Genomic DNA, 16,562 nt, shown 5'->3' on the forward strand with positions numbered 1-16,562 from the left:
TTAATCCAAGGTAACTTCTTCTTTATTAGCTCGACGTTGTTCGGCTTCTTTTTTGGCTTTTACTCTGGCAATTGCGGCAGCGACAGCAGCCTTACGCGGATCGACATCTTCCGCTTCAGCACTTTGAACAGGTGCTTCTACGGTTGATGATTGAGAAGCTTGTTGAGCTTTCTTAGCTTTAACACGAGCCAGTGCGGCAGCAACAGCGGCTTTGCGCGGATCGACTTCTTCAGTTTCGATATTTTCAACTGGGGTTTCTACGGTTGATATGGCTTCAGCAGCTTGTTGAGCTTTCTTAGCTTTAACACGAGCCAATGCGGCAGCGACAGCGGCTTTGCGCGGATCAACTTCTTCAGCCTCGATGTTTTCAACTGGGGTTTCTACGGTTGATATGGCTTCAGCAGCTTGTTGAGCTTTCTTAGCTTTAACACGAGCCAGTGCGGCAGCGACAGCGGCTTTGCGCGGATCGACTTCTTCAGTTTCGATATTTTCAACTGGGGTTTCTACAGTTGATATGGCTTCAGCAGCTTGTTGAGCTTTCTTAGCTTTAACACGAGCCAATGCGGCAGCGACAGCGGCTTTGCGCGGATCAGCATCTTCGCTCTCACTCGCTGTATTCTCACTTGACGCTTTTAGTGCTTTTTGCTGTGCTAATTTAGCAGCCTGTCTTGCTCTGACTTCTTCTTTACGTTTTTTACGTGCGGCAATAGCCGCTGCATTATCTGGCTCTTCACCTGCTTTAACAGAAATAATTTTGCCGATACTTTGTTTCGCTTTTACGCGAGAAAGTGCGGATTGAACTTCACTGTGCTCTTCATCGTCAAGTTTAACTGCGGCACGTTGATGTCTTGCTTCACGTTCAAGTTTTTCTCGCTCCATACGTATTTTTTTCGCTTCAAAACGTGCTTTGGCTTCAGCTGCGCGTTTTGCTTCCGCATTAATTTCACGTATTTCTGCTTTTTCTTGGCGGTAGTATTGAACTAGTGGAATATTACTTGGGCAAACAAACGCACATGCACCACACTCAATACAATCAAATAAATTATGTTGTTGTGCCTTCTCATGCTCTTTACCTTTACTAAACCAGTAAAGTTGTTGAGGTAATAAACCACTAGGGCAAGCATCAACACAATGGCCACAACGGATACAGGCTTCTTCAAGGTTATCTGTATCCATCTCTTCAACTGAAGGGATAAGTAGGCAGTTCGTTATCTTAACAACAGGGGCATTTAAGTCTGGTAAGGTAAAGCCCATTAATGGCCCACCCATAATCACCATTTGTTCAGAGCCTGCTACAAAGCCCGCTTGTTTTAATAACGAGTAAATCGGTGTACCTAAACGTGCCCAGAAGTTACCCGGTGTTTTGGCGCCATTACCTGTAACGGTGACGACACGCTCAATTAAAGGTTCATCATCGATAATTGCGCGTTTTATCGCGACAACAGTACCTACGTTTTGCATCAAAACGCCAATGTCAGATGAACGACCTCCAGATGGAACTTCTTTACCCGTTAAGATCTTGGTAAGTTGTTTAGCACCACCTGATGGGTATTTTGTTGGGATAACACGAATGAAAATACGTTTTTCATCGGGCATCGCGTTTAATGCCTGTTTTAATGCCTCAATGGCTTCAGGCTTGTTATCTTCAATACCAATTAACACTTCATCAGGAGAGAGAAGGTGAATTAATACCTGACATCCGGCAATCACTTCATCAGCGTGTTCTTGCATTAAGCGATCGTCAGCGGTGATATAAGGTTCACATTCTGCTGCATTGATGATCAGTGTTTTAACGAGATCGCCACCACCTTTTAATTTTGATGCCGTTGGGAATCCCGCACCGCCTAATCCTGCAATACCAGCTTCATGAATACGGCTAAGTAATGTTTCTCTGCTTTCTAACTGGTAATTAATGATAGGTGATTTCTCTCTCCATTCATCTTTATCATCAGATTGGATCCTTACTGCAATTTCAGGTAAGCCAGAAGGGTGAGCACTTGGAAAAGGCTCTATTGCCGTAACGGTACCAGAGATAGATGCATGTACAGGTAATGTTCTGCCAACTCCTTTTGTTAAGGGTTGGCCTTTTAATACATGCTCACCTACGCTGACACAAAGTTGACCTGGTACACCTAAATGCTGATGAATAGGAATAATGACTTCATCAGGTAATTGCGCTATACGCATGGGTGTACGACTTGACTGTAATTTCATTTCAGGAGGATGAATACCGCCTTTAAAATCCCAGATTTTATCTTTTTTAAATAACGAAAAGAGATTAAACATGAGCGCTATCCTCCGCCTTTAATGACGGTTCATCTTCAGGTGTTTCTTCAGGCTCTGCTGGAATGTTTTTAACAGGGATTGTGTTTAAATCCCATTTCCAGTTCGAGGTTGTGACTTTGACAGGAACCAAGGTTATACAATCAGTAGGGCAAGGTGGAACACATAAGTCACAGCCCGTACATAAGTCTTCAATAACGGTGTGCATAGCTCGTGTTGCGCCCACAATGGCATCAACAGGGCATGCTTGAATACACTTAGTACATCCTATGCAATTATCTTCATCGATTAAGGCGACTTTTCTAATTGGATTTAACGCTTCTTCGTCACCATCAAGCGGTTGAGGATCAACACCCATCAACTCAGCGATTTTTAACATCACTTGTTCGCCACCCGGTGCACAACGGTTAATCATTTCACCATTGTTTGCGACTGCATCGGCATAAGGACGACAACCAGGATGACCACATTGTCCGCATTGGCTTTGTGGTAATATCGCGTCAATTTTTTCGACAATAGGATCTTCTTCCACTTTAAAACGACGTGCGGAATAGCCCAAAATTAGCCCAAAGATAAGACCTAGCGCACCCAGTACGCCAATTGCTATCCATAAAGAATTCATTACAGTTTCACCAAACCACTAAAACCCATAAAGGCAAGAGACATTAAACCTGCGGTAATTAAACCGATTGAAGCACCTTTAAATGGCGCGGGTACATTGGCGACCGCTAATCGTTCTCTAATGGCGGCAAATAATACCATTACAAGAGAGAAACCGACGGCTGCACCAAAACCATAAACGGCAGATTGCATAAAGGTGTGGGCTTGATTGATATTTAATAACGCAACACCTAAGACGGCACAGTTTGTGGTAATTAAAGGTAAGAAGATCCCTAACAAACGATAGAGTGTCGGGCTTGTTTTTCTTACGACCATTTCAGTGAATTGTACAACTACTGCAATAACTAAGATAAAGCTCAGTGTGCGTAAATAAAGTAAGTCCAAAGGGACTAAAATAAAATTATCCATCAGCCAAGAACTAATCGAGGCGAGCGTCATAACAAAGGTCGTCGCAAATCCCATACCAATCGCGGTTTCTAATTTTTTTGATACACCCATAAATGGGCATAAACCCAGGAACTTGACGAGTACAAAGTTATTCACCAATACGGTGCCGACGAATAGAAGCAAGTAATCAGTCATTGTTATGCCAAAATTGTTAAACAGAGAAACAAAAAGCCTCCAGAAATAAAGAGGCTAAACAAGCGTATATAATATCAAGGGTAAAGGTGTGAAGTTATCGAAGTTGTGTGAAAGTTTCACGAACACGCTTAGCATACTTGATATAAGGCACAAAACAGACTGTCGAGAAGACCGACCATAGAAGGGATTTTAACGCTGTTTGATCGTCAACAGGAGCAAAACCAAAGCTTTTAATGGCTAAGAGTAAGTTAATCAGTAACCACAAAATAAATAGTCGTGGAAAATTTTGAGCGCGATAAAAAAATTGTCTTAACAGATATAACGTAAAGGCAAACATCACCCATGTTGTTAATGCAGAAAGATACCAACTAGAGATCAAATGAAAAGGAAGCTGGTGGAGGATCGAAAAATCTGAAAAATATTTAATAATATAGAGAACTGACATCAATCCAGAGCCAATAATCGACAAAATCATATACGCCAATGGCGCAAGCAACCATCCTGTAATCGGCGCTTTGCCTGAATGGTTATTCGATGTGTTTGCTTTGAGATCAAATTTCATTAATTAATTATTCCTACCTATGTGTACAGAACTAAACGAGATATTATCACAAACTTTGTTATTATTTATTTAGCTACAAAAGTGAAAGTGATTTTTGTTAATAAAAAAACATATAAAAATAGGATAGGGTGATGACAATTAAACTCAATGTTGGAATTATCGGATATGGCTATGCAAGTAAAACCTTTCATGCTCCGCTAATAACAACAACCGAAGGCTTAAATCTTAGTGCAATTTCAAGCTCTGATGAAAATAAAGTTAAACAAGATTTTCCTCATATTACGGTTTATGCAGATCCTCAAGCACTTATTAATGATCCCTCAATAGACTTAATCATTATTCCAACGCCAAATAATACTCACTATTCGCTGGCTTCACAGGCTCTGGCAAAAGGTAAACATGTTATTGTTGATAAACCGTTTACACTGACACTGGAAGAAGCTGAAAAATTAACTCAGCAAGCAACAGATGCTGGTAAACTTCTTTCCGTCTTTCATAATCGTCGTTGGGATTCAGGCTTTTTAACCGTTAAAAAGCTTTTAGCTGATAAAACACTTGGTGAAGTTAGTGCATATGAAGCACATTTTGATCGTTTTCGCCCAACTGTACGTCAACGTTGGCGAGAAGATGCCGGAATTGGAGGCGAGCTTTGGTACGATCTCGCTCCTCATGTTCTTGACCAAGCGATTTGTCTATTTGGTGAACCTAAAGCGATTACTGCTGATATTGCTCAGTTACGCCCTAATGCAAAAAATGCCGATTACTTTCATGCATTACTAGAATATGAAAATCTTAGAGTTGTTCTTCATGCTTCTATGTTAGTTGCGTCTCCAACACCTATTTTTGCTATTCATGGGACAAAAGGAAGTTATGTTAAGTATGGTTTAGATACCCAAGAAGATGCCTTAAAAGCAGGTTGTCTTCCTAACCAAACATATAATTGGGGAATGGATAATAGTGATGGTGAATTAACAACACTGTCAGATTCTGGAGAGTTAGAGACAACAACACTGGCAACACTCTCTGGTGATTACCCAGCTTATTACCAACAAATTTATCGTGCAATTACATTGGGTGAAGAAAACCCTGTTACGCCAATACAAGCAACAGCCATTATGCGTTTGATTGAAGCTGGCGAAATTTCTAATCGTTTAAAACAAACTATTACGCTATAAGCCAAAGGGAGTGCTAAATCTAATGTCTTGGTGGCAAAAATTAAAACTCGATCCTTTTCTCATGATAATGATTTGTGTGGTGACGCTAGCAACGCTACTACCCGCACAAGGTGATATTAAAGTCTTGTTCCAATATCTTACGACCGGTGCGATAGCACTGCTGTTCTTCTTGCATGGTGCGAAGCTTTCTAGAGAGGCGATATTAGCAGGACTTGGACATTGGCGTTTACATCTTACCGTGTTTGCTAGCACTTTTATTCTTTTCCCAATTCTAGGGCTGGGTTTACAAGTTATTGTGCCTGAATGGATGTCACCCACTGTCTATATGGGTTTTTTATATCTTTGTGCATTACCAGCGACGGTTCAATCTGCCATTGCCTTTACTTCTGTGGCAGGGGGAAATGTCGCAGCTGCTATTTGTAGTGCATCTGCATCTAGTATTCTGGGTGTTTTTCTTTCACCCGTATTAGTCGGTTTTTTAATGCAAACGCAAGGCTCTGCGAATGATTTTGATACTACTGGGGCGATTCAATCGATCTTACTGCAATTGATGGTGCCTTTTATTATTGGTCACTTATCACGCCCTTTAATTGGTCGTTGGGTTGATAAGCATAAGAAATTAGTGAATAGAACGGATCGTTCTTCTATTTTGCTGGTGGTTTATGTGGCATTTAGTGAGGCGGTTGTTGAAGGGATCTGGCATAAAATTGACGGTTGGTCACTATTAACGATTGCGGGAGTGAGTTGTATTCTGTTAGCGATTGTTATTTTTGTGAACGTGTACAGTGCAAGATTGCTTGGATTTAATAAAGAAGATGAAATCACTATTGTTTTTTGTGGATCTAAAAAGAGCTTAGCAAATGGTGTACCTATGGCGAATGTGTTATTTCCAGCAGCAACTGTTGGGGTAATGTTATTGCCATTAATGATCTTCCATCAGATCCAATTAATGGTTTGTGCTGTGTTAGCGCAGCGCTATGCCAATCAAAGTAAAAGAGCAGAGAAAAAATAATGAATTTAAGCTGGTGGATACAATAACGTTAAGTGAATATTGATTATTGGGTTCATTAGGAAAAACGGCATCGATTTAACAATTAATCGGTGCTTTTTTTATTTATTGTGTTTTTTCTTTATTATCTTTTTTGTCTGATAGCGATTGATATTTTGATTTAAACGGAAGGGCTAAACCCAGTGTAAAAAAGACTAAAAATACAAACCCCATATTTAAATAGTCGGATTTATTATTTTTCACATCAACCTTTAATTCACAATCGATGGGTTCTAACTGATCGTTGATATTATATTTGCCTTGGTAAAGTTCATTAAGCATTGCCTGTGCTTGCTCAAATTCTTTATAGTTAACGAGTAATTTTACCCCCCCAGTCGCTTGAGCATACACTTGGTTATTCCAAACAATATTTTCATCTAAAAGGATCGCATCAATACCTTCTGATTGAAGAAAACCTGCTTCAATAGAAGCATCAATTGGTGATAGATATTGTGCTAATAATTTATATTGACCTCTTGTCGGATGAATATTCCACATAGCTTTTCCTTAATGATTAATAGCCCCTTGAAAATTAATTCTAGCCTAAGAGCCATTAATCATTCCATCCATTTTCAATAAATATAAAAAACCACCTGATAAACAGGTGGTTTTAATCAAAAAGCGATCAAATATTAACGTGAGCTTACTTTTTTAATTAATGCGTCACGTTCTGCTTGGCTAATAAATGCCATTCTTAAGCCATTAATCTGTGTTTGGCGGATTTGCTCTGGCGTTAATCCAGCAGCAGGCGCCGCAACGGTATATTCGTGTTTTAGCTCAATACCCTCAACCGCAGGATCATCGGTATTAAGAGAGGCAATAATGCCATGCTCTAAAAATATTTTTAAAGGATGCTCTGCTAATGAATTGATAGTACTGGTTTGAATATTTGACGTTAAGCAAGACTCAATACCAATTTGGTGCTCGGCAAGGTAATCCATTAAGCGTGGATCTTCAATCGCTTTAACACCATGACCAATACGACTTGCACCCAATTCTTTAATGGCATGCCAGATACTTTCTGCACCCGCCGCTTCACCAGCATGAACCGTAATATTCCAGCCAGTATCACGAGCACGATTAAAATGAGGTTGGAATAAATGACCAGGAAAACCTAATTCATCACCCGCTAAATCAAGCGCTGTAATTTTATCTTGATGTTTTAGTAAGCCATTTAATTCTTGTTGGCAGGCGTTTTCACCAAAGGTACGGCTTAAAATACCGATTAGACGAATATCTACATCGTGTGATTGTCGTGCGCTTTGTACACCATCAACAATGGCTTCCACGACACCTTCAACCGGTAATTGATGTTTCATTGCCATATAATAGGGTGAGAATCGCAGCTCAGCGTAATCGATACCAGCATTAACCACATCTACTACGTTTTCATAAGCAACACGATGACATGCGTCTAAATCAGCTAAAACCGCCACCCCCCAATCTAATTTTTGTAAAAAGCTAACAAGGCTTGGCTCATTTTTTGTAATTTGTACATGAGGGCGCAATGCTTCTAATTCATAAGCTGGTAGCGCAATATTATGTTGTTTTGCTAACTCTAAAATAGTTTGAGGGCGGATATTACCATCTAAATGGCGATGTAAATCGGTTAAAGGCAACTGTGTGTCAATCACGCGTTATTTTCCTTTTAATAGAAATAATGAAAATCTATCGTTTATAGTGATTTTCTTATAATCGGGTAAATATAAATGAGTTGCAGATAATTATGACTGATTTTTATTTTATTCACTAACAAATAAACTTAAATTGGCTATTTTTAAAACTGAAAATGCAGTTTTTTCTCGATTTTAAGTTAAAAAATAAAAAATGGGAAAAAGACATGTTTATTTATTAGCTACAATATTCAATGTAATTGACGTGTATTATCAGGTTAATTGATACATTAAAAATTAAGTTTAAAAATATTTATCATTATAATTGAAATGTCTTATCAGTTATTTTGATAGGTTTTGAAGGGGAAAATCAGTAAAAAAATAACTGAGATATCATTTTGTTATGGTTTTCTTTAATAGGTGGCTTGTTTGTCACGGGTTAAAGCAATTGAATAAAGAATGAAAAGATTATTTTTATAAAAATAACAAAGTTTGTTTTTTCTTGAATTTATTTATATAAATAAAATAGAACTAAAAAATAGAATATCTCTTTTATTAAATAAGGGATAAAGAATAGGGAATTAACGCCATAATAGATTGCTGTTAAATAAATATATTCAACTGAATGTAATTATTTCCACAATGATTTTTTAATAGAAACCTAATTATTTTAAATTAAGGCATATAAATATGAATGAGAATTCTGATTTTAGTTTCGAAAAGAAAAATAATAATATACAACACCAATTAATGTCTAAAATACTTCCGCCTTCATCCGCAAATAATCTTACTTATGGCTCACAAGTCGTTACGGGTGATGGTACGATTGCGTTAGATTTAGTTGTCGTGATTGATACCAGTGGTTCTATGTCTGATGAGTCGTCAGATTTAAGTAAAGATATTGATATTGCAATACAAAAAGCACTGGAAAATTGCCCATCAAAACTTCGGGTGACTTTTTTAGGTATTGAAGGTACATGGGATGATACTAAATTTGATCAATCAGCTAGTGACTATTTAAAAGCGCTAGGCGTACCTGAAAGTCGCTTACAGGCAAGAAAGCCTTTTAAAGAGGCTGATGGGCGTGATCATGCGGGTAATAAAGAAGATTTATGTCGTGCAGTGATTGATTTAAGTAAGCATTTTGATTGGCGTGATGGTGCTCGTCGTGCTATTTTTGTTTTGGGTGATGAAGGTATGGAAGGTGGCGGAGGTATATTGACCAACGCGGCAAAGATAAAAAATGACGAAGCGATTGCTGTTGCCCAACAAGAAAAAGTCAAAGTATATACCTACCAAGGAACGCCAGACGATAGTGCAACGAACCTCGATCGTTTCCCAAGTGTGGCTGATAGAGATCGCGTAACAAAAGAGTATATACGTTTAGCGGAGCAAACAGGGGGACGCTCGTATATTTACACCACAGGCATTGCGAATTTCTCTTTAGTATTACAAGAAATTCTCTGTGATAGTTTGACACTACCGAACATTCCTAAGCCGAATGAAAAAACATCTAGCTGTAGTCAAGTCTGCGCACAATTCACGTCTATTATGTCAACAGTAAATACGCTTGCTGGAATAGTTAATAAAGCTATTGATTCTTGTTGCAAAGAGGAATGGAATAATCACCATATTCTGGTTAAAGATCGCGATTGTTAATTAAAATACGATGCGAAAAAAACACCCCATTATGTTATTCACAAATGGGGTGTTTATTTATTTTTTACCAGATTCTTGTTTTAACAGATGATTGTTTTAACAACGTACCGTTCTAACAAAAAGTTAATTATTGAGCTTGTGCTGGTTGCTCAGGAATTAAGATTTCTTGTTCTTCGATAATAGCTGGATCTTCAGTGATTTCTTCTTGATAACCTTCTTCTGAATAATCAGAATCATCGTAATCATAAGATGATGCGCCCATACCGAATAACATTGCTGCTAAACCTAACATTTGAGGAGCTTGGGTCACTTCCATAAATTCATCAAAAGTATAAGTTTTACCATTCATGGTAAATTTATCAGCAGCATAGTTCAGTTTCATGTTTAATGCGTTACCATCTTGAGCCAGTAACATCAGAGGTAATGCATCTTTCTCGTCTTGAGAAATTTGGTTGATATTTTGTTGTAGCTCAGTTTTTAACTGTTCAATATCAGCCGCTGTTGTTGCTTCAATCTCTTTTTTATCTTCATCTGTTAATGCGGTTTCTTGGTAACGAGCCGCATCAAGATATTGAGTGGTGTTACGGAATTCAGCTAACATTGGAAGAGATAAATCAACATTGAAATCAATGTTTTTAAACAGATAGTTAAATAACTCTGCTGGTGATTTCTCTTGGCTTTCTAATACTTTAACGTTAAAAGCATTTAAGTCTAAGTTAAAGGCTAACTTACTTGCACCGCTTTTATTTGTTAAAGAGGCTTCATCGATACGGAAAACTAAGCCTTTTTCCAGAACATCACGAACGGCTTGTTCAACTATTTCTGAACTGTCGAAATGATTTTTATTCCACGGTAACAATGAGTTGTTATAAACTTTGGTTAATAACAACATAGCATCTGGATCAGCTTTATCAATTGAATAGCCAAATTTACCTGCACCAAATTCGAGTCCTGCAACATTTAGTGACTTAAAGTAATAAGTTTGAGAGATGTTAAAGAGCTTATCTTTGATATCACTTTTTGTTGTCAGAGAAAAATCTTTCAGCGAGAAATCAGACGCTTTGTCTTTACTGGTATGTGCAATTTCAGCAAAACTTAATAACTGCTCATTAAATAAGTATTGATCGTTATTAACTTTTGTTCCTGCAACAGAACCCGCGATATTTTTAATTGTGAAAGTTTCTTCACCTTCTTTAGTCACAACAACTTGGTCACCTTTAACTTTGGTTGTGAAGTTTGTTGCATCTTTATCTGATGAGAATTCAACCGTTAGAGGCGTCGTTTTAACGGTGTCACCATTTTCAGTAAAATCGATAGGATTTAGTTTCGCTTCACCTGAAACTCCACCATCGAATGCTAAAGAAGTATGGATATCAAAAATAGATTTCTCTTTAGTCAGTTTGAATAATTCTTTCGTTGTATCATTGTTGACCAACGTATTATTCATTGCTGCTAATTTGGGTGCTAAATTAAACTTAGCCAGATCAGAAAGAGGGAATGGACCATGATCAATATCGGTAGTGAAGATAACTTCTTCTACTTTTTTCTCTTGGTCTGCATCACTAGCATCTTTTGAAATCACGACAGCAAAGTCTGCATTAGAGGTAAAAACCCCTTTCTTATAGTCACGAATTTCAAGTTTAACATCAGCGCCAAATTGTGCATTTTTAGCAAGTTGCGCTAATTGGACATTAGCTAGTTTCGTTTCTTCCTGTAAGCGACTTTCAATTTTGCTGCCCATGTACCACGACGCACCAGTCCAAACAACACCCAGTGCGACGATAACACCAACAGCGACAAGCGATTTCTTCATAATTCTAGTCCATCCTCTGTGTACATCCGGCGATGTACGTTATAAAGGCTGTTTTGTAACCCTTAAACAACCCGATAAATTGGTGATAAATTTTACTAAATTTAAATATAGATAATCCACATATGTACATCGCCATCTATATTAACCGTAAATATAGATTTAGTGGAATAAAATCGCAATCAGAACTTACTTAGTTACTCGCTAACATAATGAGTTTAAAGCAAAATGAATATGATTTATAAGGTAAATAAAATAAGCATTAAAAACGTCTTTTTTTACTCTTTTTTCGATTTAGACAATATTTAATTGTGATGTAATTCTATTTATGATGAATAATAAAGGCTCATAATAAGTATGGATATAAATATGAAAGCTTAAATAATAATGTTGGCAACGAAATAAGGTCGCTAACCGTATTTTTCTAAAAAAATCAACAGATTTCATTCTGTTATAAATTTCATAAGCTCGCTTTAGCTCTCATATTTATTATTCTGTTTATGGCATGATACTGGTATCCGAGTTATTTACTAGAAAGTGATTCGGAATTAATCAATTATTCTGTGTACTTAAGGAGATTGAAATGGCAGCCACTCGCATTGAAAAAGACTCAATGGGGCAAATCGAAGTACCTGCTGACCAGTTATGGGGAGCTCAAACGCAGCGTTCTCTTGAACACTTCCGTATTTCAGTTGAAAAAATGCCTGTTGCACTTATCCATGCGCTTGCTATCACGAAGAAAGCAGCCGCTGGTGTTAACATGGATTTAGGTTTATTACCAAAAGAGCGCGCTGATGCAATTATCGCCGCTGCAGATGAAGTGCTTGCAGGTAAACACCCAACTGAATTCCCATTAGCAATCTGGCAGACCGGTTCTGGCACTCAATCAAACATGAATATGAATGAAGTGTTAGCTAACCGTGGTAGTGAGATACTTGGTGGTATCCGTGGCATGGAACGCAAAATCCATCCGAATGATGATGTTAACAAAAGTCAAAGTTCAAATGATGTGTTCCCAACTGCCATGCATGTCGCTGCTGTTATTGCATTACGTCAGGATTTACTGCCAGAATTAAAATCACTGCTGAAAGTATTCAAAGAGAAAGCAGAAGCTTTCCATGACATCGTTAAAATTGGTCGTACTCACCTGCAAGATGCGACACCACTGACATTAGGTCAAGAGATCTCTGGTTGGGCTGCTATGCTTGAGCACAGCATCAAACATATCGATGATTCCGTTCCTCATGTTTGTGAATTAGCGCTCGGTGGTACAGCAGTGGGTACGGGGTTAAATACCCATCCAGAATATGCTGTTCGCGTTGCTAAGCGTATCGCTGAATTATCTGGTCAGCCTTTTGTAACGGCTCCTAATAAATTTGAAGCATTAGCAACTTGTGATGCATTAGTTCATTCACACGGTGCATTGAAAGGTTTAGCTGCATCATTAATGAAGATTGCTAATGACGTGCGTTGGTTAGCTTCTGGTCCTCGTTGTGGTATTGGCGAAATCGCTATCCCAGAAAACGAACCAGGTAGTTCAATCATGCCAGGTAAAGTTAACCCAACACAATGTGAAGCATTAACAATGTTATGTGCTCAAGTTATGGGTAATGACGTTGCTATTAATATTGGTGGCGCATCAGGTAACTTTGAACTGAACGTTTATCGCCCAATGATCATTGATAACTTCTTACAATCAGTCCGTTTATTGGCTGATGGTATGCGTAGTTTCAATGAGCACTGTGCAATTGGTATTGAGCCAAACCGTGAACGTATTAATAAACTACTGCATGAATCATTGATGCTAGTTACTGCGTTAAATACTCATATCGGTTACGACAAAGCCGCTGAAATTGCTAAGAAAGCGCATAAAGAAGGCTTAACGCTAAAAGAATCTGCATTGAAACTGAACTATCTGACATCGGAAGAATTCGATAGCTGGGTTCGTCCAGAAGATATGGTTGGTAGCATGAAAAAATAAGTGTTAGATACACTTATTTAACCGATATTAAATCCCGCTATGATGGCGGGATTTTTAGATCTTATAGGAAAAATAATGACTGAAGAAATTACGTTTACTGCGACAGAAGTGAATTGCTATGTCGAAGATGATGTCACCATTATCGGAATAGGGGATGATGCTGTATCTCCTGATCATTTCATTATTCTTTCAAGATTTGATGAAGAAGATGAAGATATAGATAACTCAATTGGTTTAATGACCCATTTATCTGATATTGAAGCCATTAATACGCTCGAAAAAATTACCCTTGATCGAAAAAATATTATCCTTGCATTAAAAAACAATGTGGTGATAACAATCCATTTAGATATTGAAGACAATCATTTTGTTCAGCTTAATGATTATCTTCAGCAAATCCTTCAAGGAAGCTCAATTAAACTTATTGAAAAATAAGATATTCTCTATTTTTCAATATACAAATGCATTCTTGGAATAATTAATTGCAGCTTTTTAGCTTTAGGGCGATGGCGAATTTGAATGTTATCGGCATCATAATCAGGAAGTTCGCCAATAACGGGTTTAAAGTCGCTCTCTTTATCAATATAGAAAGCTAATAAAGGCAAAGGACACGCATATTGCACTTGTTTTTGAAGTTCTGAATACCAAACACGCGCAATAGGTTGCACTTTGACAGGACGCTTTATTTTTAATTTTGTATTTTCAGGTAATTGAGAAAGAGTGATGATCTCTTTATCCAGACGTTCAGCCCATTGTTCACTGGTATAAGGAGGGACTGCTCGATTGGCTTCGCGACTTTTTTCTAATTGAGTCAAAACATCGTTACGCGTTAAATTCTTAATAATATTTTTATTCGCCCAACCAAAACGCACTGTATCTGGATCAGACAATAGAGTGAGGGTACGATAAGCATTGAGCGTAATTAAGCCTTTTAGTTGATTATGGACGAAATCAAAACGCTCTTCCTTCGATATACCAGACTCTTTAGTAACAATATCGGAAAGCTGTTTTTTTAATAAATTAATTTGCTCAACTTGTTTTTTTACAGACTTAAATGTTTGATTATCTGTACTAAAGCAAAGCACTCCGGGTAAACGAATAGCACGCTTACTACTGATGTGCGGTGCATTGTCATAAATAAAAAGATTCGCCATTAGCTTTAAAGTGAGATCTCTAGCTTCCTCATTATAACAAGGTGACACCGTAACGCGAACAACCTCATCATGTTCCTCTTCTTTACTCACTTCAGGTAATTCAAATACTGCTGATGGTAATAAAGTTAAATTTTTCAACACATCAGTTAGCTTTTTAATTTCAATTTCTAATTGCTGAAAACAGAGATTGAATTGCTCAATTAAATCATATCGATTCATCTTAACATCCTTATTTAGTTACAACATACAATTGACCTTTGTTTAAAACAATACATTAGCTTCAGTGAAAAGTACATCGCCTAACAGCGATAAATTCCAAAAACACGATATACTGTTTATTTATACAGTGTATCGTAAAAAGGGCATATTTGGATGATATTTTTCCTAAAAAGGGATTATTTGATGGTTTTTGAATCAAAATTAGTTTGTTTTTCATTCGACTGTATTAACGTTCCATCAATAACACTGCAATCTGGTTTTGTTGATGGGCACTGTTCTGTAAATGCATTTGTAAGAGATGTAAAAAAGAGAAATAGCAGGGTAATAGATAGTTTTATAATAGCCATAATCGTAATTCCTTCTTAAAGAATAAGTTTATACCTTAAGAAGGGAGTGCAAAATCGACAACATTAAACCGCGTTAACCTGCTTTTGCACTTTGTTAATTATCAATAAATTATTGGGCAACTTTGTTTAAGTGTAATGCTATTAATAAGGCTGTTAACATTAAAAGGGCAATAAATAACCCTACACCAAGCCAGCCAAAACTCACCCAGAATAATCCGCCCACTGTGCCTGCAAGGCTAGATCCCGCATAGTAAGTAAAAAGATAAAGTGAAGAGGCTTGGGCTCTTCCTCGTTTAGCGCGACGACCAACCCAACTACTTGCGACTGCATGTGCAGCAAAGAAACCTGTCGTTAAGATAAGCATCCCAATAAAGATAACGGGCAGTGATTCAATCAAAGTAATCAATATGCCAATTAACATCATTGAAATTCCAGCAATAAAGACTTTGCCTAAACCGTATTTAGTGGTTAATAAGCCAGCTTTGGATGCGCTATAAGTACCACTTAAATAGACGATAGAAATCAGACCCACAGTAGTTTGACTTAATGAATAGGGTGCGTCTAATAAACGATAGCCAATATAGTTAAATAAAGTAACAAAACCTCCCATTAATAAACCACCTTCAATAAATAACAAAGGCAGCCCTTTATCTCTAAAATGCAATTTAGTCGTTATAAGAAGATTGCGAGGTTTTAATGCTGTCGGTCTAAAGTGCTGTGAAGCTGGTAATATCTTCCAGAAAGTAATTGCAGCAAAAAGGGCAAAAATACCGAGAATAACAACGGATAAACGCCAAGAATAATAATCACTTAGTACCCCTGTAATAACGCGTCCGCTCATTCCTCCAATAGAATTTCCGCTAATATATAAACCCATTGATAATGCGAGATAAGCAGGGTGAATTTCTTCACTTAAATACGTCATTGCTACTGCTGCAACGCCACTTAATGAAAGTCCAACTAAAGCTCGCGTAATTAAAATACCTGTCCAGCTATTCATTGTCGCACTTAATAATGTAAAAAATGCAGCGCAAAACAGTGCGATAACCATGACATTTTTACGACCAAAGGCGTCTGAAAGTGGGCCTGTGATTAATAATCCACATGCCATTAAAGCGGTTGAAAGTGAGAGCGCTAAACTACTGGTTGCTGGGCTGACGGAAAATTCGTTAGATAACACTGGTAATATAGGTTGCACAAAATAGAGTAAGGCGAATGTCGCTAAACCGACCATAAAAAATGACACTGTCACTTTTATATACAGTGCATCATCACGTTGAATATAGTGTTTAGGGTTAGATTGGTGTTGAGCAGGCTTTTCTATACTTGATGTATTGTCTGAAATATCAGTGCCTAAGCTCATACCTTTACTGTCTATTTCGTGAGTATCCATATTGATTAAACTTCCATTACTTAAATTTGATTTATGTCAATGTTAGAAATATTTGATTTTTTTGTCTAATATATTAATCATTAGAAATAATACTTTTAAAGTATCAATGACGACA

Annotated in this window: 15 protein-coding genes; 5 read left to right on the forward strand and 10 right to left on the reverse strand. The window is 37.5% G+C overall.

What is annotated here, in order from left to right; all coding sequences use genetic code 11:
• The 4 genes from rsxC to ACWPWK_RS00340 form a co-directional block, all read right to left on the reverse strand.
• Nucleotides 1–2,286 (reverse strand): electron transport complex subunit RsxC, encoded by a 2,286-nt coding sequence (gene rsxC / locus ACWPWK_RS00325; RefSeq protein WP_454208126.1) that lies wholly within the window; start codon nt 2,284–2,286, stop codon nt 1–3.
• Nucleotides 2,279–2,905 carry an electron transport complex subunit RsxB gene (gene rsxB, locus ACWPWK_RS00330; protein ID WP_109373996.1) on the reverse strand — a complete coding sequence of 209 codons (627 nt, stop codon included), beginning with the start codon at nt 2,903–2,905 and terminating at the stop codon, nt 2,279–2,281. Before rsxB ends, rsxC begins: the two co-directional genes overlap by 8 nt.
• Nucleotides 2,905–3,486, reverse strand: a complete 582-nt coding sequence (gene rsxA, locus ACWPWK_RS00335; RefSeq protein WP_006536930.1) for an electron transport complex subunit RsxA — start codon at nt 3,484–3,486, stop codon at nt 2,905–2,907. Before rsxA ends, rsxB begins: the two co-directional genes overlap by 1 nt.
• Nucleotides 3,487–3,580: 94 nt before the next feature.
• Nucleotides 3,581–4,048 carry a DUF2569 domain-containing protein gene (locus ACWPWK_RS00340; protein WP_109373997.1) on the reverse strand — a complete coding sequence of 156 codons (468 nt, stop codon included), beginning with the start codon at nt 4,046–4,048 and terminating at the stop codon, nt 3,581–3,583.
• Nucleotides 4,049–4,179: 131 nt separating this feature from the next.
• Between ACWPWK_RS00340 and ACWPWK_RS00345 the strand changes: the two genes are divergently transcribed.
• Together ACWPWK_RS00345 and ACWPWK_RS00350 are read left to right on the forward strand one after the other, a co-directional pair.
• Nucleotides 4,180–5,223: an oxidoreductase gene (locus tag ACWPWK_RS00345; protein ID WP_109373998.1), complete on the forward strand. Its 1,044-nt coding sequence runs from the start codon at nt 4,180–4,182 to the stop codon at nt 5,221–5,223.
• A gap of 22 nt (nt 5,224–5,245) precedes the next feature.
• Complete coding sequence (locus ACWPWK_RS00350; protein WP_109373999.1) at nt 5,246–6,235, forward strand: bile acid:sodium symporter family protein; 990 nt, start codon at nt 5,246–5,248, stop codon at nt 6,233–6,235.
• Between the two features lie 102 nt (nt 6,236–6,337).
• Here the strand turns inward: ACWPWK_RS00350 and ACWPWK_RS00355 are convergent, their stop codons facing one another.
• Together ACWPWK_RS00355 and add are read right to left on the reverse strand one after the other, a co-directional pair.
• Complete coding sequence (locus tag ACWPWK_RS00355; RefSeq protein ID WP_109374000.1) at nt 6,338–6,769, reverse strand: hypothetical protein; 432 nt, start codon at nt 6,767–6,769, stop codon at nt 6,338–6,340.
• Between the two features lie 134 nt (nt 6,770–6,903).
• Complete coding sequence (gene add, locus ACWPWK_RS00360) at nt 6,904–7,905, reverse strand: adenosine deaminase (RefSeq protein ID WP_109374001.1); 1,002 nt, start codon at nt 7,903–7,905, stop codon at nt 6,904–6,906.
• 669 nt (nt 7,906–8,574) lie between these two features.
• On the opposite strand from add, the gene ACWPWK_RS00365 reads away from it, so the two are divergent.
• Nucleotides 8,575–9,543 carry a vWA domain-containing protein gene (locus tag ACWPWK_RS00365; RefSeq protein WP_109374002.1) on the forward strand — a complete coding sequence of 323 codons (969 nt, stop codon included), beginning with the start codon at nt 8,575–8,577 and terminating at the stop codon, nt 9,541–9,543.
• A gap of 127 nt (nt 9,544–9,670) precedes the next feature.
• On the opposite strand, the gene ACWPWK_RS00370 is transcribed toward ACWPWK_RS00365, so the two are convergent.
• Complete coding sequence (locus tag ACWPWK_RS00370) at nt 9,671–11,356, reverse strand: YdgA family protein (protein WP_109374003.1); 1,686 nt, start codon at nt 11,354–11,356, stop codon at nt 9,671–9,673.
• A 580-nt stretch (nt 11,357–11,936) separates the two neighbouring features.
• Between ACWPWK_RS00370 and fumC the strand changes: the two genes are divergently transcribed.
• Nucleotides 11,937–13,334 carry a class II fumarate hydratase gene (gene fumC / locus ACWPWK_RS00375; protein WP_075673810.1) on the forward strand — a complete coding sequence of 466 codons (1,398 nt, stop codon included), beginning with the start codon at nt 11,937–11,939 and terminating at the stop codon, nt 13,332–13,334.
• Between the two features lie 75 nt (nt 13,335–13,409).
• Entirely contained in the window at nt 13,410–13,769 is a 360-nt protein-coding gene (locus ACWPWK_RS00380; protein WP_109374004.1) for a hypothetical protein, read from the forward strand.
• Between the two features lie 8 nt (nt 13,770–13,777).
• Here the strand turns inward: ACWPWK_RS00380 and tus are convergent, their stop codons facing one another.
• From tus to ACWPWK_RS00395, 3 genes are all read right to left on the reverse strand, one after another.
• A complete protein-coding gene (gene tus, locus ACWPWK_RS00385; protein ID WP_109374005.1) occupies nt 13,778–14,707 on the reverse strand; it encodes a DNA replication terminus site-binding protein in 930 nt (309 codons plus the stop codon).
• Nucleotides 14,708–14,883: 176 nt separating this feature from the next.
• The gene (locus ACWPWK_RS00390; protein WP_160230338.1) at nt 14,884–15,054 is read right to left on the reverse strand and encodes a hypothetical protein; all 171 of its coding nucleotides are present in this window, start codon (nt 15,052–15,054) and stop codon (nt 14,884–14,886) included.
• 109 nt (nt 15,055–15,163) lie between these two features.
• A complete protein-coding gene (locus tag ACWPWK_RS00395; protein WP_109374006.1) occupies nt 15,164–16,447 on the reverse strand; it encodes an MFS transporter in 1,284 nt (427 codons plus the stop codon).
• Nucleotides 16,448–16,562: the final 115 nt, after the last annotated feature.

It is taken from the genome of Proteus sp. Marseille-Q3619, assembly GCF_965283115.1.

Coding starts and splice junctions, on each gene's coding strand:
- ACWPWK_RS00355 (WP_109374000.1), bottom strand. CDS start 6,769: ATGTGGAATATTCATCCGACAAGAGGTCAATATAAATTATTAGCACAA.
- ACWPWK_RS00345 (WP_109373998.1), top strand. CDS start 4,180: ATGACAATTAAACTCAATGTTGGAATTATCGGATATGGCTATGCAAGT.
- ACWPWK_RS00390 (WP_160230338.1), bottom strand. CDS start 15,054: ATGGCTATTATAAAACTATCTATTACCCTGCTATTTCTCTTTTTTACA.
- ACWPWK_RS00380 (WP_109374004.1), top strand. CDS start 13,410: ATGACTGAAGAAATTACGTTTACTGCGACAGAAGTGAATTGCTATGTC.
- fumC (WP_075673810.1), top strand. CDS start 11,937: ATGGCAGCCACTCGCATTGAAAAAGACTCAATGGGGCAAATCGAAGTA.
- ACWPWK_RS00340 (WP_109373997.1), bottom strand. CDS start 4,048: ATGAAATTTGATCTCAAAGCAAACACATCGAATAACCATTCAGGCAAA.
- rsxA (WP_006536930.1), bottom strand. CDS start 3,486: ATGACTGATTACTTGCTTCTATTCGTCGGCACCGTATTGGTGAATAAC.
- rsxB (WP_109373996.1), bottom strand. CDS start 2,905: ATGAATTCTTTATGGATAGCAATTGGCGTACTGGGTGCGCTAGGTCTT.
- ACWPWK_RS00395 (WP_109374006.1), bottom strand. CDS start 16,447: ATGGATACTCACGAAATAGACAGTAAAGGTATGAGCTTAGGCACTGAT.
- tus (WP_109374005.1), bottom strand. CDS start 14,707: ATGAATCGATATGATTTAATTGAGCAATTCAATCTCTGTTTTCAGCAA.
- ACWPWK_RS00370 (WP_109374003.1), bottom strand. CDS start 11,356: ATGAAGAAATCGCTTGTCGCTGTTGGTGTTATCGTCGCACTGGGTGTT.
- ACWPWK_RS00350 (WP_109373999.1), top strand. CDS start 5,246: ATGTCTTGGTGGCAAAAATTAAAACTCGATCCTTTTCTCATGATAATG.
- ACWPWK_RS00365 (WP_109374002.1), top strand. CDS start 8,575: ATGAATGAGAATTCTGATTTTAGTTTCGAAAAGAAAAATAATAATATA.
- rsxC (WP_454208126.1), bottom strand. CDS start 2,286: ATGTTTAATCTCTTTTCGTTATTTAAAAAAGATAAAATCTGGGATTTT.